This window comes from Marilutibacter maris (genome assembly GCF_003233695.1).
GTDB classification, from domain to species: Bacteria; Pseudomonadota; Gammaproteobacteria; order Xanthomonadales; family Xanthomonadaceae; genus Marilutibacter; species Marilutibacter maris.
The window spans coordinates 2,076,474-2,097,016 of record NZ_CP029843.1 but is presented as its reverse complement, the minus strand read 5'-3'; the positions used below and the strand labels follow the sequence as shown (position 1 = coordinate 2,097,016).

Annotated in this window: 23 protein-coding genes and 1 tRNA gene; 16 read left to right on the top strand and 8 right to left on the bottom strand. The window is 68.0% G+C overall.

From position 1 onward, the window contains the following. Positions 1-6: 6 nt before the first annotated feature. The 3 genes from C9I47_RS09220 to C9I47_RS09210 form a co-directional block, all read right to left on the bottom strand. Positions 7-2,805 carry a tetratricopeptide repeat protein gene (locus tag C9I47_RS09220; RefSeq protein WP_111266482.1) on the bottom strand — a complete coding sequence of 933 codons (2,799 nt, stop codon included), beginning with the start codon at positions 2,803-2,805 and terminating at the stop codon, positions 7-9. Positions 2,806-2,821: 16 nt separating this feature from the next. After that, the gene (locus C9I47_RS09215; protein ID WP_111266481.1) at positions 2,822-3,388 is read right to left on the bottom strand and encodes a sigma-70 family RNA polymerase sigma factor; all 567 of its coding nucleotides are present in this window, start codon (positions 3,386-3,388) and stop codon (positions 2,822-2,824) included. 554 nt (positions 3,389-3,942) lie between these two features. Beyond that, positions 3,943-4,527, bottom strand: coding sequence for an FMN-dependent NADH-azoreductase (locus C9I47_RS09210; RefSeq protein WP_111266480.1), 585 nt, complete (start codon positions 4,525-4,527; stop codon positions 3,943-3,945). 122 nt (positions 4,528-4,649) lie between these two features. Here C9I47_RS09210 and C9I47_RS09205 point away from each other — a divergent pair, with 122 nt between their 5' ends. The 11 genes from C9I47_RS09205 to C9I47_RS17555 all read left to right on the top strand — a co-directional run bounded on the left by C9I47_RS09205 (position 4,650) and on the right by C9I47_RS17555 (position 11,854). Continuing rightward, on the top strand, positions 4,650-5,681 hold the full coding sequence (locus C9I47_RS09205; RefSeq protein WP_111266479.1) for a LysR substrate-binding domain-containing protein: 1,032 nt from the start codon (positions 4,650-4,652) through the stop codon (positions 5,679-5,681). A gap of 144 nt (positions 5,682-5,825) precedes the next feature. Further along, a tRNA-Ser gene (locus C9I47_RS09200) sits at positions 5,826-5,915 on the top strand. Between the two features lie 400 nt (positions 5,916-6,315). Continuing rightward, positions 6,316-7,131, top strand: a complete 816-nt coding sequence (locus C9I47_RS09195) for an APH(3')-I family aminoglycoside O-phosphotransferase (protein WP_111268057.1) — start codon at positions 6,316-6,318, stop codon at positions 7,129-7,131. A 121-nt stretch (positions 7,132-7,252) separates the two neighbouring features. After that, positions 7,253-7,762 carry an O-acetyl-ADP-ribose deacetylase gene (locus tag C9I47_RS09190; RefSeq protein WP_111266478.1) on the top strand — a complete coding sequence of 170 codons (510 nt, stop codon included), beginning with the start codon at positions 7,253-7,255 and terminating at the stop codon, positions 7,760-7,762. After that, on the top strand, positions 7,746-8,369 hold the full coding sequence (locus C9I47_RS09185) for a hypothetical protein (protein ID WP_145985470.1): 624 nt from the start codon (positions 7,746-7,748) through the stop codon (positions 8,367-8,369). The genes C9I47_RS09190 and C9I47_RS09185 overlap by 17 nt, the downstream gene beginning before the upstream one ends. 122 nt (positions 8,370-8,491) lie before the next feature. Further along, a complete protein-coding gene (locus tag C9I47_RS17560) occupies positions 8,492-9,040 on the top strand; it encodes a hypothetical protein (RefSeq protein ID WP_145985469.1) in 549 nt (182 codons plus the stop codon). Between the two features lie 32 nt (positions 9,041-9,072). Continuing rightward, positions 9,073-9,633 (top strand): AAA family ATPase, encoded by a 561-nt coding sequence (locus C9I47_RS09180; RefSeq protein WP_223250075.1) that lies wholly within the window; start codon positions 9,073-9,075, stop codon positions 9,631-9,633. Between the two features lie 42 nt (positions 9,634-9,675). After that, positions 9,676-10,077, top strand: a complete 402-nt coding sequence (locus C9I47_RS09175) for a hypothetical protein (RefSeq protein WP_111266475.1) — start codon at positions 9,676-9,678, stop codon at positions 10,075-10,077. A gap of 78 nt (positions 10,078-10,155) precedes the next feature. Beyond that, on the top strand, positions 10,156-10,722 hold the full coding sequence (locus C9I47_RS17700) for a hypothetical protein (RefSeq protein ID WP_223250074.1): 567 nt from the start codon (positions 10,156-10,158) through the stop codon (positions 10,720-10,722). Between the two features lie 37 nt (positions 10,723-10,759). Continuing rightward, on the top strand, positions 10,760-11,308 hold the full coding sequence (locus C9I47_RS09170) for a transglycosylase domain-containing protein (protein ID WP_190238453.1): 549 nt from the start codon (positions 10,760-10,762) through the stop codon (positions 11,306-11,308). Between the two features lie 183 nt (positions 11,309-11,491). Further along, positions 11,492-11,854, top strand: coding sequence for a hypothetical protein (locus tag C9I47_RS17555; RefSeq protein WP_145985468.1), 363 nt, complete (start codon positions 11,492-11,494; stop codon positions 11,852-11,854). 250 nt (positions 11,855-12,104) lie between these two features. On the opposite strand, the gene C9I47_RS09165 is transcribed toward C9I47_RS17555, so the two are convergent. Further along, positions 12,105-12,419: an alpha/beta fold hydrolase gene (locus C9I47_RS09165; protein WP_111266473.1), complete on the bottom strand. Its 315-nt coding sequence runs from the start codon at positions 12,417-12,419 to the stop codon at positions 12,105-12,107. 49 nt (positions 12,420-12,468) lie between these two features. Here C9I47_RS09165 and C9I47_RS09160 point away from each other — a divergent pair, with 49 nt between their 5' ends. After that, entirely contained in the window at positions 12,469-12,813 is a 345-nt protein-coding gene (locus tag C9I47_RS09160) for an ArsR/SmtB family transcription factor (protein WP_111266472.1), read from the top strand. A gap of 43 nt (positions 12,814-12,856) precedes the next feature. Here the strand turns inward: C9I47_RS09160 and C9I47_RS09155 are convergent, their stop codons facing one another. After that, positions 12,857-13,711, bottom strand: coding sequence for a LysR family transcriptional regulator (locus tag C9I47_RS09155; RefSeq protein ID WP_111266471.1), 855 nt, complete (start codon positions 13,709-13,711; stop codon positions 12,857-12,859). A gap of 98 nt (positions 13,712-13,809) precedes the next feature. Between C9I47_RS09155 and C9I47_RS09150 the strand changes: the two genes are divergently transcribed. Beyond that, positions 13,810-14,769 carry a quinone oxidoreductase family protein gene (locus C9I47_RS09150; protein WP_111266470.1) on the top strand — a complete coding sequence of 320 codons (960 nt, stop codon included), beginning with the start codon at positions 13,810-13,812 and terminating at the stop codon, positions 14,767-14,769. A gap of 21 nt (positions 14,770-14,790) precedes the next feature. On the opposite strand, the gene C9I47_RS09145 is transcribed toward C9I47_RS09150, so the two are convergent. Continuing rightward, positions 14,791-15,645: an alpha/beta fold hydrolase gene (locus tag C9I47_RS09145; RefSeq protein WP_111266469.1), complete on the bottom strand. Its 855-nt coding sequence runs from the start codon at positions 15,643-15,645 to the stop codon at positions 14,791-14,793. A gap of 72 nt (positions 15,646-15,717) precedes the next feature. On the opposite strand from C9I47_RS09145, the gene C9I47_RS09140 reads away from it, so the two are divergent. Further along, positions 15,718-16,632: a LysR family transcriptional regulator gene (locus C9I47_RS09140; RefSeq protein WP_223250073.1), complete on the top strand. Its 915-nt coding sequence runs from the start codon at positions 15,718-15,720 to the stop codon at positions 16,630-16,632. A 19-nt stretch (positions 16,633-16,651) separates the two neighbouring features. Here C9I47_RS09140 and C9I47_RS09135 read toward each other — a convergent pair whose 3' ends face one another. Further along, on the bottom strand, positions 16,652-17,257 hold the full coding sequence (locus tag C9I47_RS09135) for a TetR/AcrR family transcriptional regulator (RefSeq protein ID WP_111268055.1): 606 nt from the start codon (positions 17,255-17,257) through the stop codon (positions 16,652-16,654). Positions 17,258-17,376: 119 nt separating this feature from the next. Here C9I47_RS09135 and C9I47_RS09130 point away from each other — a divergent pair, with 119 nt between their 5' ends. Further along, on the top strand, positions 17,377-18,705 hold the full coding sequence (locus C9I47_RS09130; RefSeq protein ID WP_223250072.1) for a DHA2 family efflux MFS transporter permease subunit: 1,329 nt from the start codon (positions 17,377-17,379) through the stop codon (positions 18,703-18,705). A gap of 3 nt (positions 18,706-18,708) precedes the next feature. On the opposite strand, the gene C9I47_RS09125 is transcribed toward C9I47_RS09130, so the two are convergent. Beyond that, complete coding sequence (locus C9I47_RS09125; RefSeq protein ID WP_111266467.1) at positions 18,709-19,626, bottom strand: M28 family metallopeptidase; 918 nt, start codon at positions 19,624-19,626, stop codon at positions 18,709-18,711. Between the two features lie 180 nt (positions 19,627-19,806). Between C9I47_RS09125 and C9I47_RS09120 the strand changes: the two genes are divergently transcribed. Beyond that, positions 19,807-20,451, top strand: a complete 645-nt coding sequence (locus C9I47_RS09120) for a response regulator (protein WP_111266466.1) — start codon at positions 19,807-19,809, stop codon at positions 20,449-20,451. The last annotated feature ends 92 nt before the right edge of the window (positions 20,452-20,543 follow it).

Sequence of the window (20,543 nt, the reverse complement as noted above, 5' to 3'; positions counted from 1 at the left end):
GTCGCGCTATTGGTCGCGGCGCTCGCGGGCCTGCCGCAGTGCCTGCGCGGCGGCGACGGTGCGGGCATCGTCGTCGCCGAAGGCATCGCGGCGCAGTTTCAGTGCTTCCTCCAGCAGCACGACCGCCTCGTCGTTGCGGCCGCGGTCGGTCAACAGTTCGCCCAGCGGCACCAGCACCAGGGCCAGCCGCGGATGGTCGGCCGGCAGGCGTTTGCGGAAGATCGTCAGTGCCTGGCGGATGCTGCGTTCGGCCTCATCCATCCGGCCTTGCCGGTGCAGCACGATGCCGATCCGGTTGAGGTCGATGCCGACCCGTTCGTGGTCTTCGCCGTAGTCGATGCGCTGACGCTCCAGCGCGTCGCGGTAGTGGCGTTCGGCCGCGGCCAGGTCGCCGCGCTTCTCGGCCAGCATGCCGAGGTTGAACACGGTCGCCGAGCGCCACGGGTGGTCGGCGGGATAGGCGTCCAGCGCCTGCCGGTAGTACTGCTCGGCGGCCGCCGGGTCGCCGCTTTCGGCCAGCGCCAGGCCGAGGTCGTTGAGGTTCATCGCGACCTCCGGGTGGCGCTCGCCCATGGTCTCGCGACGGATCTCCAGCGCCTGCCGCAACATCGCCTCCGCGCCTTCGAAGTCGCGTTTCGCCTGCAGCAGCCTCGCCATGTTGTTCATCACCAACGCCACCAGCGGATGACGTGCCCCGCGCGACTGTCGCATCAGCGCCAGCGCCTCGCGGTACAGGGCCTCGGCGGAGTCGTATTCGCCCAGGTTGACGCGGGTGGCCGCGAGGTTGGACAGGCTGCGGGCGAGGTAGGGATGGGTCTTCGGCAACAGCCGGCGACGCAGGGCCAGTGCCTCGCTCAGCAGCGGTTCGGCGGCGGCGTAGTCGCCCTGGTGACGCAGCACCGTGCCGAGGTTGTCGAGGCTGGTGGCGACGTCGGCGTGCTCCTCGCCATGCAGTTGCCGCCACATCGCCAGCGCGTCGCGGTGGTAGCGTTCGGCGGCGGCCAGGTCGCTGGCGTGGAAGCGGGATCGGCCGAGCTCCTCCAGGGTGCGGGCAACATCGGTGTCGGGTCCGGCGACACCCGCACGATAGGTCGCCAGGGCCTGCAGGAGCAGCGCGTCGGCGCAGTCGTAGTCGCCCTCGTCGATGCACAGACGGCCGCGGCTGCGCTGGGCGCGCGCATGCAGCAGCGGACGGCTCGTCGCGAGCGCCGCGGTGGTTTCGATGGCGCTATCGAGCAGCGGCCGGGCGCGATCGTACTCGCCGAGCTGGCGATAGGCTTCGCCCACCGTGTCCAGAAGCTCGGCGCGGACCTCGGGCTGTGCGCCCAGTTCGCGTTCGATGCCTTGCCAGCCGCGGTCCAGCAGTTCGCGCGCGGTCAGTTGGTTGCCGCCGGAAAGGGTCGGGTCGGCGCCCTCGAACAACTGCAGCACCAGCGCCTGCACCTGTTGCGCCTTGATCGCCTCGGCCTGGGCACGGTCGCGCTCGTGGGCGATCGCGTTGGCCTGGCGGGTGACCGTCACCGCGTAGGCGACCAGCAGGGCGAGCATCGCGGTCGAGGCGGCGATTCCGAACGGGTGCCGACGCACGAACTTCCAGCCGCGATAGCCGAAGCCCTCCGGTCGCGCCTGTACCGGCCGCCGGCGGTGCCAGCGTCCGATGTCCTCGGCCAGCGCCAGCGCCGACTGGTAGCGGCGTTCCGGCGCCTTGCGCAAGGCCTTCGACACGATGTTGTCGAGATCGCCGCGCAGGCGTCGCCGCAGCGAGGCCGCGGTGGCCGCGCGTGCCGCCGCGGCGTCGGCGTCGACCCGCTGGCTCGGCCGTGGCGGCTCGATCTCGCAGACCGCGCGTTCCAGCGCCGCCGCCGACCCGCTGCCGGCATCCTGGGCACGCTGTCCGCACAGCAGTTCGTACAGCAGCAGGCCGAGCTGGTAGACGTCGGTGGCGGTGGTCGCGGTACCGCCGGCGACCTGTTCCGGGGCCGCGTACTCGGGCGTGAACATCCGCATCGCGGTGCGGGTCATCGGTTGCAGCGGCGCGTCGGCGTCGCCGAGCACCTTGGCGATGCCGAAGTCCAGCAGCTTCACCTCGCCGTCGCGGGTGACCACGATGTTGGAAGGCTTGATGTCGCGATGGACGATCAGGTGCCGATGCGCATGCGCGACCGTTTCGCAGATGCGCACGAACAGATCCAGGCGCCGGCCGATGTCCAGGCGCCGGGTGTCGCAGTAGCGGTCCAGCGGCTCGCCTTCGACGTACTCCATGACCAGGAACGGGTGGCCGTCCTCGTCGCGACCGCCGTCGAGCAGGCGGGCGATGCCGGGGTGATTGAGCGATGCGAGGATCTGCCGTTCCTGGGCGAAGCGGTGCAGGAACTCGCGCGAGCCTAGGGTCATGTGCAGACGCTTGAGCGCACCGAGCTGTTGGAACTCGGCGTCGGCGCGGCGGGCCAGATAGACGGTGCCCATGCCGCCGTGGCCGAGCGGCTGCAGCAGTTGCCACTGGCCGAGCTGGCGGCCGCTGACGTCCTCGTCCGCGGGAGCTTGCGGGTGCGCATCGGCCCAGGCGCGCAGCAGCGGTCCTTCGCGCACCGCGTCGGGTTGCAGTTGCGGCGCCTCGCTGGCGGCCAGCTCGAGCAGGGCCTCGACCTCGGCGCGCAGGGACGGATCGTCGGCGGTTTCGCGATCCAGCAGCGCCGTGCGCGCCGCCGGTTCCAGGTCCAGTGCCTGCTCGAACAGGGCGTCGATCCGCAGCAGCCGTGGATCGGGGGGCGGGGCCTCGCCGGAGCGCGGATCGCGGTCGTTCATCGGTGCCGATGCCGGCTCAGGCCAATGCCTTCAACAACCACGCGCGTGCGCGCATCCAGTCGCGCTGCACGGTCCGCAGCGAAGTGTCGAGCGCTCGCGCGGTCTCCTCTTCGGTCATGCCGGCGAAGTAGCGGCATTCGACCACCCGTGCCAGGCGCGGGTTGAACGCGTCCAGCCCGTTCAGCGCTTCGTCGATCGCCAGCACCTGCTCGGACTGGCTGTCGGCGGCGACCATGTCTGCTTCCAGCGTCACCGCGACCGCGCCACCGCCGCGCTTGGCCGCCTGCCGGCGCCGCGCGTAGTCGACCAGGATCCGTCGCATCGCCCGCGCGCAGATCGCGAAGAAATGGCCGCGGTCCTGCCAGTCGACGCCGTCGGCGTCGACCAGTTGCAGATAGGCCTCCTGCACCAGGGCGGTGGTGTCCAGGGTCTGGCCACGGCGACCGGCGCGCGCCAGCTGGCCGCGGGCGATCACCCGCAGGCGCTGGTAGACCAGCGGCACCATGCGGTCGAAGGCATCACGGTCGCCCTCGTGATGGCGTTGCAGCAGACGGGTGATGTCGTTGGCCGCGTCGCTGTCCATGTCCCGGTATCCGGATTCCCCTTGTCCGCGAGCATAACGCGCGCGCGGCAAGCCACCGGACAGCAGGCGGCACGGATCGCGACCGTGGTCGCAGATTGCCGGTGCGCGCGGCTTGCGGGAGCGGCCGTAGGAGCGGCGTGAGCCGCGATGAGGCTTTCATGGGAAAGCCTGGTTGCAGCTTACGCAGCTCCTACAGGGGGAACGATGTCCGGCTGCGCGGATATCTCCCAAGATGTGCTTCGCAAACCTTGGGCCCCACTGTTGCGTCTCCACACCCCCATTCGCATCTACGATGCGAATCGCCCCCTGACTCAGGGGGGAACGATATCCGGCTGCGCGCGGATATCTCCCAAGATTTGCTTCGCAAACCTTGGGCCCCAGCCGTTGCGCTTCCACACCCCCATTCGCATCTACGATGCGAATCTCCCCCTGAGTCAGGGGGCTGGCCTTATGGGGCAGGTAAACGCACTTTGTAGGAGCGGCGTGCGCCGCGACCGGCTTTCATGGGAACGCTTGATCGCGGCTTACGCCACTCCTACGGGGACCACGGCAGGTCAGGCGGCCTTGCGCAGTTGCGTGGGCGCCTTGATCGAACGGTGGGCGGCGGCCAGGGCTTCGCTGCGGTGCTGCGGCGAATAGGCCACGCCCTCGGCGCGGACGAACTCGACGTCGTCGATGCCGAGGAAGCCGAACACCTGGCGCAGATAAGGCTCCTGGAAGTCGGTCGGCGCGTCGCTGTGGATGCCGCCGCGGCCGCTGGCGACGATCACCTTCTTGCCGCCGGCCAGGCCGACCGCGCCGCTCTCGGTGTACTTGAAGCTCTTGCCGGCGATCGCGATCCGGTCGATCCAGGCCTTCAGGGTCGAGGGAATGCTGAAGTTGTACATCGGCGCGCCGATCACGATCACGTCGGCGGCGAGGAACTGCTCCAGCGCCGCCGCGGCGGCCGCGGCCTCGTCGGCGTCGGCCTGGGCGAGCGAAGCGCCGGTCAGGTGAGGCAGGGGAAGGGCATCGAGATCGCGGTACTCGACCTGGATGTCGGGGAAGGCGTCGCGCCAGCGGCCGGCGATGGCGGCCGACAGTTCGCGGGTGACGGAGTTGGCGCCCAGGGCGCTGGAGTCGATGTGCAGGAGTTTCATGACGGGCCTCGCGGGGAGCGGTGGGGCGGCGGCGTCGCCGCGGTGAGGCCAATCTAGGGTGTTGCAATATCGAGATAAATATCGGTAAATATCACAGATCGTTCCATATTCGGAAAGGCGACATGTACGACCTCAACGACCTGTACTACTTCGCGATGGTGGTCGAGCACAGCGGCTTCGCCGCCGCCGAGCGCGCGATGGGCATCCCCAAGTCGCGCCTGAGCCGTCGCATCAGCCAACTGGAATCGGACATGGGGGTGCGCCTGCTGCAGCGCTCGACCCGCCGCTTCGCGGTCACCGACGTCGGCCAGAGCGTCTACCGCCACGCCCAGGCGATGCTGGCCGAGGCCCAGGCCGCGCGCGAGGCGGTGGATCGCCTCAGCGCCGAGCCACGCGGCACGATCCGGGTCAGCGTGCCGGTCAGCGTGGCCCAGCAGCAGATGCCCAAGCTGTTGCCCGAGTTCCTGGCCCTGTATCCGCAGGTCAACGTGCAGTTGCTGATCAGCAACCGCCGCGTCGACGTGATCAACGAGGGCGTCGACGTCGCCCTGCGGGTGCGTTCGCGGCTGGACGACGACGGCAGCCTGGTAATGCGCAGCTTCGGCCAGATCCAGGAACTGCTGGTCGCCAGCCCGAACTACCTGCGCAAGATGGGGCGGCCGGTGTCGCCGGACGACCTCGACCAGCATGTCACCTTGAGCATGCACGAGGACGAGCAGCGCCAGCGCTGGGAGCTGCACGGCCCCGACGGGGCCGTGCGCCGGGTCGACCTCAAGCCGCGCGTGGCCGGCTTCGACTTCCCGATGCTGATGGCGATGGCCAAGCAGGGCGTCGGCATCACCATGCTGCCGGAGACGATCTGCTCGGACGCGGTGCGCAACGGCGAGCTGGAAGTGGTGCTGCCGGACTGGCGCCTGCCGCAGGGCATCTTCCACGCGGTGTTCGCCTCGCGTCGCGGCCTGCTGCCGGCGGTGCGGGTGTTCATCGATTTCCTTGCCGAGCGGGCCTCGGGCCTGGTCGAGGCCGACCGCCTGAACTGTGCCGAGATCCATGGCCGCCCCTGCGACGATGACGCGCAGCCGTCGGCGGAGAAGCGACGTCGCCCCGGCCGGGTGGAACCGCCACAGCCAGGCATCGCCGCGCAGGGCGATTGAACGGGTGGGGGCGGCGACACTTCGATACCGTCTGCCGCGACACGGACAGCCCCGCGTCGCGGCTATGGATTGCCGGGCACCCGTGCGACAATGCGCCCGCCCGGCGCGATGCCGAGGCCTGTCAGACGGCGACACGCCGACACCGGAGAGATGGCCGAGCGGTTTAAGGCACCGGTCTTGAAAACCGGCGAAGGGTCAAACCTTCCGTGGGTTCGAATCCCACTCTCTCCGCCATATATGCAAGACGCCTCGAATGGGGCGTTTTGCGTATATGGGGGTGACAGTGGAGCTTGATGAGAACCCGGCGCCGCAGGCGCCGGTTCGACAGATCGGCAGGACGCCGATCTGGACAGCCGCATGGCTGCCCCTCGCGTAGCGAGGGGTGAGGGCCATGGATGGCCCGAATCCATCCCACTCTCTCCGCCATCTTCGATGGCTGCGTTCGTGGGATTGCCGGCCCGTGGGCACAGCCCACGGGCGTTCGCGTCGGCGCAAGCCGGTGGCTCGCAAGCCGCCGCCGCTCACCCCATCTCTCGGCCAGACACCTCCGATTCCACGCGACGGCCCGATATGCTTGAGTCGGGACGACGTACGGAATCGGACATGGGTGGCGACGGCAGTCAGGCGAACGATGATGAGTGATACGGAGCAGGGCGACGTTTGCGCGCCCATACCCGTACCCGCGTGCATGTCCGCCGCGCTGGCGGGCTACAGGTGGGCGCGCGACGTCATTGGGGAATCCGACGGTGCCGTTTATCGGCTCCATGGCGAGGCAGGTGCTTCGGACCTGTTCTTGAAGCATGGCGAGGGTGTCGTCGCCGATGAGATTACCGACGAGATGGCGAGGCTGCGTTGGCTGGCTGGGTACCTGCCCACGCCAGCGGTCTTGCAATTCGTCCGTACGTCCGACGAAGCCTGGCTCCTGATGACGGCAGTGCCGGGGAAAATGGCCATCCAGGTGATGGAAGCGCGTCCGGACATCCGCGACGCCGTTGTCGATGCCATCGCGGCATTCCTGCGCCGACTGCATGCGATCCCGGTGGCCGAATGTCCCTTCGACAGCGATCGCGCGTACCGACTGATTCAGGCTCGCAAGCGTATCGACACAGGGCGGGTCGACGTCGACGACTTCGACGACGAGCGCGAAGGCTGGACGGTCGAACAGGTCTGGAAGACGATGCTGGACCTGCCGCCATTCGAGCCCGATCCGGTCGTGACCCATGGCGACTTCACGCTCGACAATCTGCTGATCCGGGAAGGCGAAGTGACCGGCTGTATTGATACCGGACGTCTTGGCGTGGCCGATCGCTATCAGGACCTCGCCATACTCTGGAACGGTCTCGGCCACTTCGGCCCCTTGTTGCAGGCGAGATTCCTGCAGCAATACGGCATCGCCGAGATGAACTGGGACAAGCTGCGGTTCCATCTGATGCTGGACGAGTTCTTCTGAATCGGAATGGTCGCTTGCATGGCCGTCCGGACGACATGGACAGGACATGCCATCCCACATCGCTACTTCAAAGCTGTCGCGGGCAGTATGCGCACCGCGATGCTTTCACGTAAGGAACACCATGCAGCTCGAAACCCTCAAAGCCGACATCACCACGCTGTCCGTCGATGCCATCGTCAATGCGGCGAACAGTTCGTTGTTGGGCGGCGGCGGGGTGGACGGCGCCATTCACCGGGCGGCGGGTCCCGATCTGGTGCATGAGTGCAGGCTGCTGGGAGGCTGCGGGACCGGAAAGGCCAAGGCTACCGGAGGCTATCGCCTCGCGGCCGCGCACATCATCCACACGGTCGGTCCGGTCTGGCGCGGAGGTGGAGAAGGCGAGGCCCGGCTCCTGTCCGACTGCTATGTCAACGCATTGAGGGTCGCGGAAGCCCTTCGCGTTCGCTCGATCGCATTCCCGGGAATCAGCACGGGCATCTACGGCTATCCCAAGCTGGAGGCGGCGCGGATCGCGGTCGCGGCGGTGTCCTCGCACCGTCCGCAATACATCGAGCAGGTCGTCTTCTGCTGTTTCAGCGACGATGATCTTGAGATCTATCGCGTGGTGCTGGACGATGTCGAAGGTCGGTAGTCAGATGGCGTACCGGTCGTTTCGCCTTGCGGCGGGAGTTCTGGGCAAGGTTCGTACAAGTGTCTGGATCTTCGCGCTTGGGTGCTTTCTTTCATGCCTCGCCTTCGTGGCCAGACCCAATGTCTGGTCGCAGCTGATGAGCATGCTGTTCTCGCTGACAGCGCTGCCATGGCTGGCCATGCTGGTGATTCAGGGCGCGATCCGATGGCGCGAACGCGCGGTGGGCAATCTCGTCTCCTGCCTGCTCATCGTAGCCTCGTTCCAGTTCGCGATCTCCTGCGGACATGTGGTCCGCGATGCCGTATTCCGCTTCCAGTCGGATCGCTGGAACCGCGCCGTCACCTGGGTGGTCCGCCACAACGCGCCCAATGGTGGGCGACCTATCGCGCTTCCGGACGAATACTCCGACCTGGCCTACGGCGTCCACTACCGGCATGACGAAGCATGTGGGCTCATGGTCGACTTCTTCTGGGGCGGCGGGTTTCCGGTGAAGCACACCGTGCGTCGTTATGCGCTCAATCCGGATTGGGTCGATATCGGGCAATGTCGCAAGAGCTGGAGTCGGGGACGTGCCTTGTCGGGGAGCTGGTATGAAGTTTCGGACTGAGTCGAAAAGGAAGCCAAGAGAGTGGGGGTCAGGTGCTACCTTTCAGGTGGCTGGTGTTTGCTGATTTTCCGCCGCGCCACGCTGTCACCATGGCTTTCCGGTGCGGCCGTATCGAGAAGGACATGACCGTGCACAAGCCCCTTGGCGACTGCGGCAAAATGTCAGCCAGATTGTCTGGAAACCGATGTGCGCGAGTTGCGCTCCCGGTTTCGCTGTTAGTGCTTTCCGCCTGTACGCATATCCAGTCGGTGCAACAATTGGAGATCGTGATCGCGCCGGCCTCCGCTTTCTGCCTCTCGCCGCTGGCCGATGGCAAGACACGGATAGTGGTGGTCAACAACTCACAACAGAAGGTCGCCTTTGACGTCTATGGCGACGACGGCCCTCCATACGATCTGTTTCCGGAAGCATTCGACTTGCTCGCCGCCAGCGAGCCATCCGATGAGTTCTCATCATGGGCCCTCGTGCTTGAGCACTTCATTCCGCCAGACCATATCGTGAGGCTGGGGCCTGGAGATCGAGCTGAGTTTGTCGTCAGCCAAGGTGCCTGGCCAGCGCATGACAGCAGGCAAGTATTCAAGTTTGAAGTTCGCGATACCGATTGGAGGGCGTACCCATCCGCCATCCTGCGGATGTGCCCGTCCAATGGGGTATCTGATCGTCGTGACTGAAGGCGTACACCTTGAACAGTCAACACTTCCATGTGATCACCGGCGCCTCCGGTGCCGGCAAGTCGAGCCTGCTGGCGGCCTTGTCGGCGCTGGGCCATTCGACTGTCCCTGAAGTCGCGCTCGCCATCCTCCGCGAGCAGCGGGCGGGCAACGGCCGCCTCCTGCCCGGGGTCGATCGGGCCGGCTTCATGGAGGCGCTGCTGTTGCGGAGCATCGAGGCCCACCGGGCCGCCGCGGCGTTGCCGGCGCCGGTGTTCTTCGATCGCGGCGTTCCCGAGTGCGTGGCCTGGATGCGGTTGATGGGGTTGGAGGCGAAGTCCGAGCACCTGGAAGCTGCAGCGCGATGTCGCTACGCCGGCACCGTCTTCGTCGCCGAGCCCTGGCCGGAAATCTATGTCCGCGATGGTGAGCGCGAGGCAAGCTTCGAGCGGGCGGCGCGCTCCTTCGCGCCGACCGTGGCCGCCTACGTCGAAGCCGGGTACAGGATCTGCATCCTGCCCAAGGTGCCGGTGCGCGAACGGGTGGCCTTCGTGCTTGCGCAACTGGGGGGCGATGCCTGCGGGTTTGATTCGCGCGAGCCCCGAGAAGCGTAGGCTGGCAGGGACGGAAGCGTCCGTAGCAGGAGGAAGGCAACAATGTCGGTCGCAGGCACGGTCAGGGCGTTCGTCGTATGGACCGCGATCCTGGCGCTGGCGATCGCCAATGGGGGGCTGCGCGAGGCGGTGCTGGTGCCGGCGCTCGGTCCCGTGGCGGGGCTGGTCGCCAGTGGTCTTCTGCTCTCGTGCCTGATCCTGCTGGTGGCCTATCTGACACTGCCCTGGATCGGAGCCCGTGCCGATGGGACGCTGCTGCGCATCGGCCTGGGCTGGCTGGCGCTGACCCTGGCGTTCGAGTTCTCGTTCGGACTGCTGCGCGGCAAATCGCTGGACGCGATCCTGGACGCATACACCTTCAGCGGTGGAAACCTGTGGCTCGTCGTGCTGGCGGTCACCGCGCTGGCGCCGTGGCTGGCGGCCAGGCTCAGGAAATGGCCTTGACCTCGTGCCCGTCGACCTCGGAGCGCACGTCGTGGCGGGGTCCGCGCGCGGGCGGTCGCTTGCCCATCCGCATCGTGCGTGATCGAATCCGCCGGACTCGAAGACAGAAGAGAGGGTTCCATGCAACAAGGCTCGCACTCCAGGCGTACCCGTTTGATGGGCGTCGGCCTGGCGTTCTGGTTGGCCCTGGGTTGCGCGGGTGCATTGGCGGGCGAGGTGACCGAACAGGCGCTTCTGGGGACCTGGGAATGCGGCCCGACGACGATGCATGGGCCCGGATTCAAAGTGGAAGTGACCACCCGGATCACCAAGCGCGCGGACCATACCTACTCGGATACGAACACCAGTGTCCTGATCCCCGATACCGGTGTCGTGATGACGAACCGCGATACCAGTCACGGGACCTGGCGTCTGGACGGAGACATCGTGACCTCCGAAGTGCTTGAGGTGCGGTTCCTTTCCTCGTCCAATCCGGACTTGAGCCGGGAAGAAGGACAGCGGATCCTGGATGAGCTGGTCAGCAAGAAGTCCGTCTACCGCTCCCGGATCCTGGCACTGGACGCGAACACTTCGCGCTCGATACCGGTGGGGTCGATGTACAAGGAAGCCGAAGTCGAGTCCACCTGCCGACGCCTTGCGGGCTGAATGCGCTGGCGCGAGTGCATCGGCTTCGAAGACGGACATGAAAAGGTTTCTACGCAGGCTGGGCCTGATCGCCATCGTTCTGGTCGGCACGCCGGTGGTCGCCGTGCTCGTCTATGACGTTGTTGCGATCGTTCCGCATCTTGACCGCATCGAGGCCGTGCTGGCCGCGGCGGATCCCGAGGACGCCTCGCCACCGGGCCTGATTCGCAGGATGATCGATGCCGAGACCGGAGGACCGGAGGCGCAGGTCGCACGGATGCTCGCGCATCGGCTGCGTCCGGACGACAGGTCGGGCTGGAGGCACCTGCACGAGCTGATGTTGAGCCGGCTGTTGCCGCTGCACCTGGATAGGTCGCGGATCTACGGCCTGTACTGCACGATGTCCTACAACGGCCGCGGCCAGGGCCTGAACGATTTCGCCCGGCGCGAGTTCGGAAAGCCGCTGAGCGCGCTCACTCCGATGCAGGCGGCGACGACCGTCGCGATCACCCGGGCGCCGTCGAGCTATCTCAGGGATCGAGGCCAGTTGAAACAGCGCGCCAGATCGTTGCTGGAGGCAAGTACCCGCGCGAACACGTCCAGATAAAGCCGGCACCGATACTGTCATGCCGTGTCGCAGCGGGGCACGTCGTTGTCCGCGCATTCTTGCTAGGGCAGAATCAAGATATAGTGGAATTCATACGGGATGCCTAGCTCGATGTCAGATCCTGACCGTTGGAGCAAGGCGGGTTCTTGTATGGCGCGCGGGTCCGAACATGGGAGTAAGCGGATGAGGGTCGTTGGCGTGGGTTTGGCTTGTGCGTTGCTTGCCTTTGCGTCTGTTTCCAGTGCGAGTGGCTATCTGACACCGCTCAACGATGGCGTGGTCGTCAAGCGTTACCTGATGCACGGAGGGGGAGGCATGACAGTCTGGGTTTCGGGGACCGACAATCCGGACGATTGTGCCAGGACGGATATTGTTCACCTGAAAGGTGATCTACCCGGCCACGACAGGATGGTCGCGGCCGTTCTTGCGGCTTCTACCTCGGGGAGAAAGGTAGGGTTCTACGGTAGTGGTTGCGAAATTATCCCGTTCTGGGGCGATGCTGGCGGCAGCGTTGCCATCGTTATTAACCTTTGGGTGGTCGAGTGATGAAGGTTTTGACTCCGAGGCGCTATTCCGATCAATGATGTTGGTAAGACGTCCGGAGGAACGAGCATCGAATCCAGGTGACGCTGACGCGATTTGGTTGCACGTCTGACGGTCTTCGCACATGTTTGGCCTGGTTGTAGGAGATCTGAATCCGCTTGGCCTTTCGGCCCCGGCCCTTGGAGTCTCAAGTGCTCAGGCGCTTCCTGAGCGGTCACTCGATCCATGAATCCCGCGTCAGGAGGGGCAATTCTCAGCCATTGCCCCCGATCCGCTTCAACACCGCCGCCATGATCGCCTCCTGACAGTCTTCCTGCACCAGGTGCCCGGCGTCGGGTATCTTGATGCAGGGCGAATCGGAGATCAGTCCGGCCAGGGTCTCGCCCATGCGGTGGGGCAGCCAGCCGTCCTGTTCGCCCCACAGCACCGTGACCGGGCAGTCGAGCCGGCGGTAGCGGTCCTGGATCTCATCGGTGAACGTCTGATCCATCAGGGGCGGGCCGTCGCCGCTACGGCCCCATCGGATCGCGTTGCCGTCGATCACCGACGTGTTCGGCAGTTCCAGCATGGGCGGCACCTCATATTGTCATTTAGCTAATTGACGATACGATAGGCGCATGGAACGCTCGCTGCAAATCAAGGCCATGGCCAATCCGGGCCGGATGCGGATCCTGCAGTTGCTGGCCGCGCCGAAGAAGCACTTCGGCCACCAGTGGTCGGCGGACCCGGTCGAGTTCGGCGTCTGCATGACCCTGATCGCGGACGAGCTGGCGATCGCCCAGCCCACCGCCAGCCGTCATCTCGACATCCTCAGGCAGGCCGGCTTCGTCCGTGTGCGGAAGCAGCACAAGTGGTCGTACTGCAAGCGCGACGAAGCCGCGATCGAGGACTATCTGGCGTGGTTGCACGGCGAGCTGTCGGTGCCGGTCCAGGCACGCGCCCGGACGCGTCGACAGCGATAGCGGCGGGTGCGGTTTCCCGCCGTTCGGCACGGGGTTCCGACCCTCAGTCGGCCCCGGTCGCGAACGCCGCCTTCAGCGCATCGACCACCGCGCGGACGCCGGCGGCGGTCTTCATGTCGGCGTGGATGGCCAGCCAGATCTCGCGCTGGAACGGTGGCGCGTCCTTGTCGACGCGGACCAGGGCCGGATCGTCGTCGGCCATGAATCCCGGCAGCATCGCGACTCCGGCACCGGCCCGGGCCGCGGCCTGTTGCAGCTCTGCGCTGCTTGCGGTGAACGCGATTGCGCGTCCGGCCGCGATCGCGCGCAGCCGGCGTTGCTGCGGCGATTGCGCCATCGGTGCGTCGTAGCCGACAAAGCTCCAGTCGCGCTCGTCGCGATCGCGCAGGTAGCCGGGACTCGCGTAGAGCCGGAACGGCATCGCGCCCAGCCGGACGATGATCAACTCGCCACTGCGCGGCCGGCTCAGGCGGACCGCGATGTCGGCCTCGCGCCGGTCCAGCGCCGCGCTGCGCGACTCGCCTATCAGACGCAGCTCCAGTCGCCGATGCTTTTGCTGCAGGGCGACCAACGGCCCGATCAACTGCGCCGCGGCGAGGGCGGGGGGCGCGCTGATCGTGACCGTGCCGGTCAGTTCGCTGCGTGCTCCGGCGGCCGCGCGCTCGACCGCATCGGCGTCGTCGCGCATACGCCGAGCGATCGCGGCGATGCGCTCGCCGTCGCCGGTCAACAGCAGCCGGCGACCACGCCGATCGACCAGTCGGGTCTGCAGTTGCGTCTCCAGCGCCGCGATCCGCCGTGCCACCGTCGCGTGCTCGACCCCGAGCGCGCGGGCGGCGGCGGCCAGGCTGCCGTGCTCGGCGAAGGCGTACAGGTGACGCAGGTTCTCCCAGTCCATTTGGGAATTTTTTCACAATTGATGTGGAGATTCAGGGAATTCCCTGCCGGAAGATCGCCCCCCATTCTTGGCTCCCCGTTCCCATGTGAGGTGATGCCGTGGATATTTCGATCCGGACCCGGGGCGCCGGCGGCCCCGAAGTGCTCGAGGTGGTGCCGCAGGAACCGCAGCCCCCCGGGCGTGGCGAAATCCGTCTGCGTCAGCACGCGGTCGGAGTGAACTTCCTCGACATCTACCACCGCAGCGGACTCTATCCGTTGCCGGCGCCGGGGATCCCGGGCGTCGAGGCGGCCGGTGTCGTCGAGGCGCTCGGCCCGGGCGTGGAGCATCTGCAGGTCGGCGACCGCGTCGCCTATGCGGGGGCGCCCGGCGGCTACGCCTCGACCCGGCTGCTGCCGGCCTGGCGCGCGGTGCGGCTGCCGGAGGATATCGGCTTCGATATCGCCGCGACCTCGATGCTGCGCGGGATGACCGCGTACATGCTGCTGACGCTCGGCTATCCGGTCGGGGCGGGTTCGACGGTGCTGGTGCATGCGGCCGCCGGCGGCCTGGGGACGGTGCTGACGCGCTGGTCCAGACGTCTCGGGGCGACGGTGATCGGCACCGCCAGCAACGAGGCCAAGGCGGCGCTGGCCGTCATCCATGGCGCCGACCACGTGATCATCGGTCGCGATGCGGACGTGGTCGGAGAAGTGGCCCGACTGACCGATGGCCGCGGCGTGGACTTCGCGATCGACGGCATCGGCGGCGACATGCTGCGCCGTTCGCTGCGCTGCGTGCGTCCGTTCGGTGCGCTGGCCAGCATCGGCTGGGTTGCCGGGCCGGTACCGCCTGTCGATGTGCAGGAACTGGGCACGGTGTCGTTGGCCAAGCCCAGCGTGATGGCCTATTCGGCCGACCCGGTGCGCTATCCGGACGCCGCCGGCGCGGTGGTCGAGGCGATCCGCGCCGGCATCGTCGCCGGGATCGGCGGGCGCTATCGGCTTGCCGAGGCGGCCCGCGCCCACCGCGAGCTGGAGGCCGGCGCCACCACCGGCAGCCTCCTGCTGATGCCCTGAGGGCCCGCGTGCTCGGAACGATCAGGTGGCCTCGAGGAAGTCCAGGACCGTGTCGACGAAGGCGTCCTGCCGCTCGACGTTGAGCATGTGCACGCCGGGCATCAGGACCAGCCTGGCGCCCGGAATGGTGTCCGCGATCGCCTCGCTGTGGCTGGCGAGGGTGACGGTGTCGTCGTGGCCGCCGATGACCAGCGTCGGCGCTTCGATCAGCGCATTGCTGCGGCGCAGATCGGCATCGCGGACCACCGCGAAGCTGCCGGCCAGGCCTTCGGGCGAGGTCGCCAGGATCGTCTTGCGGAAGCCCTCGACCAGCTCCGCTTGCGCGTCGTGCATGTGCGGTGGAAACCAGTTGCCGATGAACATGTCGGCCATCGCCGTCATGTCGCGCTGGTCCAGCACCTGGCGGATCAGCGCGTCCCATTGCGGCGCCGGGCCCAGATGGGCGGCGGTGTTCGACAGGATCAGCCGGTCGATGCGGTGCGGCGCGCGCAGCCCGAGCCACTGGCCGACGAAGCCGCCCAGCGACAGTCCGCAGAAGTGCGCGCGGTCGATGCCCAGCGCGTCGATCAGCTCGACCACGTCGAGACCGAGCCGGTCCAGCGAGTAGGGGCCCGACGGCGCATCCGAGCGGCCGTGCCCGCGCATGTCGTAGCGCAACAGCCGGAAGTGCTCGGACAGCGCCGCGACCTGGCCGTCCCACATGCGGTGGTCGGTGGCGATCGAGTTGGCCAGGATCAGAACCGGCCGTCGGGCGTCGCCGTCGAGGCGGTAGGCGATCCGGTAGCCGTCGCCGGTGGTGATGAAGTCGATGCGGTCGAGGGCGGTGCTGTCGCGGCCGGCGCTGTCGAGTGCGATGCCGTTGCGGTTGCTGTCCATGTCGGATGTCCGTGTGGGAGAGACACCAAATCTAGCGATCGCATGGAAACTGAAAATTACTATGATTGGATAATGAATGTAGACAAAAAGGACAGTGTGGCGCCGTTCAAGCTGCACGAGCTGCGCTGCTTCGAGGCGGTCGCCCGGCTGGGCAGCTTCCAGGCGGCGGCGACCGCGCTCCACCGCACCCACCCTTCGGTGTTCGCCGCGGTCGCACGTCTGGAAGAAGCCACCGGTCTCGCGCTGTTCGACCGCAGCGGCTACCGGGTCGCGCTGACCGACGCCGGGCGGATGTTCAACGCCCGTGCGATGGCATCGCTGCGCGAGATCGACAACCTCGGCGACTATGCGCGGCAGCTGGCCCAGGGCGAGGAGGCGCAGTTGCGGATCGTGCTCGGCGACCTGTGTCCGCGCCCCCGGGTACTGGCGGCGTTGTCGGCCTTCTTTGGCGAGCGCCCGGGGACCCGCCTGCACCTGGATTACGAAGCGGTAAGCGGGCCGTTCGAGCGCCTGTACGACGGCAGCGCCGATCTGGTCTTCCATCGCGCCGACCCGTCCAGGAGCGGGCTGGAGCAGATCGCATTGCAGCGGATACGGCTGCTGCCGGTTGCGGCGCCGGGACTGCTGCCGTTCGATGACGGCGACGCGCTCACGCCGGCGCGCCTGCAGCCGTTCACCCAGTGCGTGCTGAGCGACAGCGCCCGCCAGGCGAGGGCGGAGGATCACTTTCTGGTCGATGGCGCACCGCGTTGTCTGGTGCCGGATCACGCGATGAAGAAGGAACTGATCCTGCATCGCCTGGCCTGGGGCCATCTGCCCGACTTCATGATCGAGGACGAGCTGCGCAGCGGTGCGTTGATCGATCTGAGCAACCCGCATCTGCCGGGGCGCGAGGAGACGTTCGCGGCGATCCGGCGCGGCGACAGACCGCACGGACCGGTGGCGCAGGCGCTGTGGCGGCACCTGGCGGAGGCGTTGCGCGGCTAGCGCTGTGCCGCGGATCCCGCTACGGCGGGTCTGGCTGGAGCCGGTCCAGGTGCGCCGCCACCGCCGCCATCGCGGTATCGGCCCGTTGCTGACCGACCAGGACCGCGGTGCCGAGGCCGTGCAGCAGGCCGAGCAGGGCGACGGACTCCAGCGCGATGTCCAGGTCGGCGCGGAACTGGCCCTTCGCGACGCCATGCTCCAGTGTGGCGGCGATGTGCGCCTGCAGACGGTCCGGGCCGTCGACGAAGGCGCGCTCGGGGATTTCGGCATCGGTCATCGCCAGCACCGCGTACGCCATCCATAGCACGTGGAAGGCGCGGCGTTCGTCGTCGACCGGCAGGGCCTCGGCGAACAGGGCCAGCAGGACGTCGCGGGCCTGGCCATCGGCGTCGGCCGGGGTTCGCGCCGCCCAGCGCTGCATGCCGCGGGCCTCCAGCCGTTCCAACCCGGCCCGCATCAACGCCGCCTTGCTGCCGAAGTAGTACTGCACCAGCCGCAGCGAAACCCCGGCGGCTGCGGCCACGGTGCGCATCGAGACCGAGTGCAGGCCGTCGCGCACGGCGACCGCGGTCATCGCCCGCAGGATCTGCTCGCGGCGTCGTTCGTGGTCCTGGTGTGGCGGCATCGACGGGGTCTGGTTCGGGACATGCGTTTGATACGACTGTATCATGGGCGCCTGGTCTTGCCTGAATGCGATCGCCCGAAGTGTCGAACACGCGCCTTCCACCGCCAATTCCGTCCGAGTTGTGGGCGCTCGCCGTCATCACCGGCGCGGGCGCGTTCATCGCGATGCTCGACTCGACCGCGACCCATCTGGCGCTGGAGTCGATCCGTGTCGATCTGGGCGCGCGCCTGAGCGATGTGCAATGGGTCGCCACCGGTTACCTGATCGCACTGGCGGTCGCGTTGCCGATGACCGGCTGGCTGATCCGTCGTCTGGGCGAAGGCCGGGTATGGGCGCTGAGCCTGGCCGGGTTCGTCGCCGCCTCGATGTTGTGCGCGCTGGCGCCGGATCCAACGCAACTGATCGCCGCGCGTTGCCTGCAGGGGCTGGCGGCGGGGCTGATGGTGCCGGCCGGACAGGCACTGCTTGCGGCGCGCTCGGATCGCCGGCAACTGGGGCGCTTGATGGGCAGCGTCGGCTTCGCCGTGGCGCTGGGACCGGCGTTCGGGCCGTGGCTGGGAGGGTGGCTGGTGGAGCTGTCGTGGCGCTGGATCTTCTGGCTCAACCTTCCGGTCGGTGTCGTGGCGCTGGTGGCGGCGAAGCGCTGGGTGCCGCCTGGACGTGCGCAGGCGTGCGCGCCGCCGGACATGCCGGCGCTGCTGGCGATCGGCGCCGGGCTGCCACTGCTGCTGTACGGGGCCGCCGCGATGGCCGAGGACGGCGCCAGCCGCCACGCGCTGGTCGCGGGGGCGATGCTGATCGTGTTGTTCGTCGGCCGCAGTCTGCGCGTATCGGCGCCGCTGATCGATCTGCGACTGCTGCGGCGTCCGCGCTTCGCCGCCGCACTGGCCACGGTCGCGTTGACCGGTGCGAGCCTGTATGGCGGCCTGTTGCTGCTGCCGTTGTATCTGCAGCGCGAGGCCGGGCTGGCACCGGTCCAGGCCGGCGCCCTGCTGTTGGCGATGGGCCTGGGCTCGGCCTGCGCGCTGCCCCTGGCCGGCACCCTGACCGACCGCCTCGGCGCGAGGCCGGTCTGCGTCGCCGGAGGCGGCCTGCTGTTGCTGGGCACGGCACCGTTCCTGGTCGCGGCCAGCTGGGCGACGCTGCCGGCGGCGGCGGTGCTGACCCTGCGTGGCGCCGGCCTCGCCCTGGCGCAGATGCCGGCGATGACGGCCGCCTATGCCGGCGCCGGGCGCGACCGCAGCGGCGACGCCGCCACCCTGGTCAATATCGCCCAGCGCCTGGGCGGGGCCGCCGGCGCGGTCGCGGTGGTGGCCCTGCTGGAATGCGGCGATGCGCGGGACTGCGGTGCCCAGGCCTACCGCTGGGGATTCGTCCTGCTGGTCGCGACCGCGATCGCGGCCATGCTCGCGGCGCTGCCGCTGTCGCGGGACGCGCCTCGGGACTGAGGCTCAGTGCGCGCCGACGGCGGCGGGCGCGGCCTCGGCGTCCCAGCGCCGCAGTGCCGCCTCGACCACGTCGATGCCGCGCACGACCCCGTTGGCATCGAGCGCGGCCAGGGTGTCGCCGTCGCTGTGGATCACCTTCATCACCTTCGGGGTCCGCTTCGGCTTGCGTCCCTGGTACATCATCAGGATGCCGTCGATCTCCTCATTGCCGACCATCGAGTAGGACACCGCCGGCCACTCGGCCGCGAGGAAGGCCCGGTGGTCGGTCGGCGGGTATTGCTCGCCCGGCACGAACGCCAGTCGTGCCGCGTCGGCGGCGGCGCGGGTGGCGGTGGTGATCCGCGCGGACGGGTCGGGGGCCATCATCCACAGGGTGTCGCCCCAGCCGAACACGTCGAAGTTCACGTACAGCGCGGGGCGCTCACCGTCCTGTTCGATGTAGGCGCGCGAGCCGAGCAGACCGCGCTCCTCCAGGTCCCAGAACGCGACCGCGACGCGATGATGGGCGAGCGGGCGCTCGCGGAAACGCTCGGCCAGCGCGAGCACGACCGCGCTCCCGGACGCGTTGTCGGTCACACCGTCGCCGACATCGACCTTGTCGTAGTGCGCGCCCAGCAACAGCAACGGCGCATCGTCGGCGCCGCTGACCGTGGCCAGCAGGTTGCGGCCGCGTTGCTCGTCGATCTCGAACGCCTGCGCCCGCGACGGGATCCGCAAGCCGTCGAGCAGGGCGACGATCGCCTCGCCGCGCCCGGCATTGTCGCCACCGGCGGTGATCGCGACGACGTCGTCGCGCCAGTCGCCCGCGGCCGGCGACACCGGCAGCGTGGGCGGGGACGGCTGCGACCGTGGCAACCCCGCGCATGCGGACAGGGCCAGGGCCAGGCTGGCGACGATGATGGAAGTATGGCGAAGGCGCATCCGCAGTCCGTGTGTGTTGTCTCCACCGGAGTTTGCCGCAGCGCCGTGGCCGCGCTCATGGGCCGCAGGTCACGGAAGGCGCACGACCCGGGCGGTGAAGCCCGGTCACGGCTTGCGACAGCGGCAGCCTGCACGTAGCCTCTCGGTCGCCAACCGGGGCAGGTGCCACAAAGGGCAGGGATGACAATCCGGGTATTCCTCGTCGATGACCATGCGCTGGTGCGGACCGGCCTGCGCATGCTGCTGTCCGCCGAACTCGACATCGAGGTCGTCGGCGAGGCCGCCAACGGCGAACAGGCGCTGCCGGAGATCCGCCGCCTGCAACCCGACGTGGTGCTGTGCGATCTGCACATGCCCGGTGTCGGCGGCCTGCGGTTGACCGAGCAGATCGTCGCCATGGACCATCCCCGGGTGATCATCGTGTCGGTGCTGGAGGACGGTCCGATGCCGCGGCGGCTGCTGGAGACCGGGGCTTGCGGCTACGTCGGCAAGGGTGGCGACGCCGCCGAACTGCTGCGGGCGATACGCGAGGTCTCGCGCGGCAAGCGCTACCTGGCCGGCAATGTCGCCCAGCACCTGGCGCTGGAGACGATGGGCGACAAGGCGTCGCCATTCGACGGCCTGAGTCGGCGCGAGCTGGAAGTGGCGATGCTGCTGATCCAGGGCATGCGCCAGGACGCGATCGCGAAGCGTCTGAACCTGAGCCCGAAGACGATCTACACCCACAAGGCCAACATGTTCGTGAAGCTCGGGGTGGAAGACACCGTCGGTCTCGCGCGCCTGGCCCGTCAGTACGGCCTGGCCGACCCTACGCTGGCGCTGTGAGCGGACGCCGCGGCGCTGAAAGCATCGCGCCTCCGGCACCGCTGAACCCCCTGTAACGCAACGGGCTGCCGACACCAGGTGTGGGCAGCCCG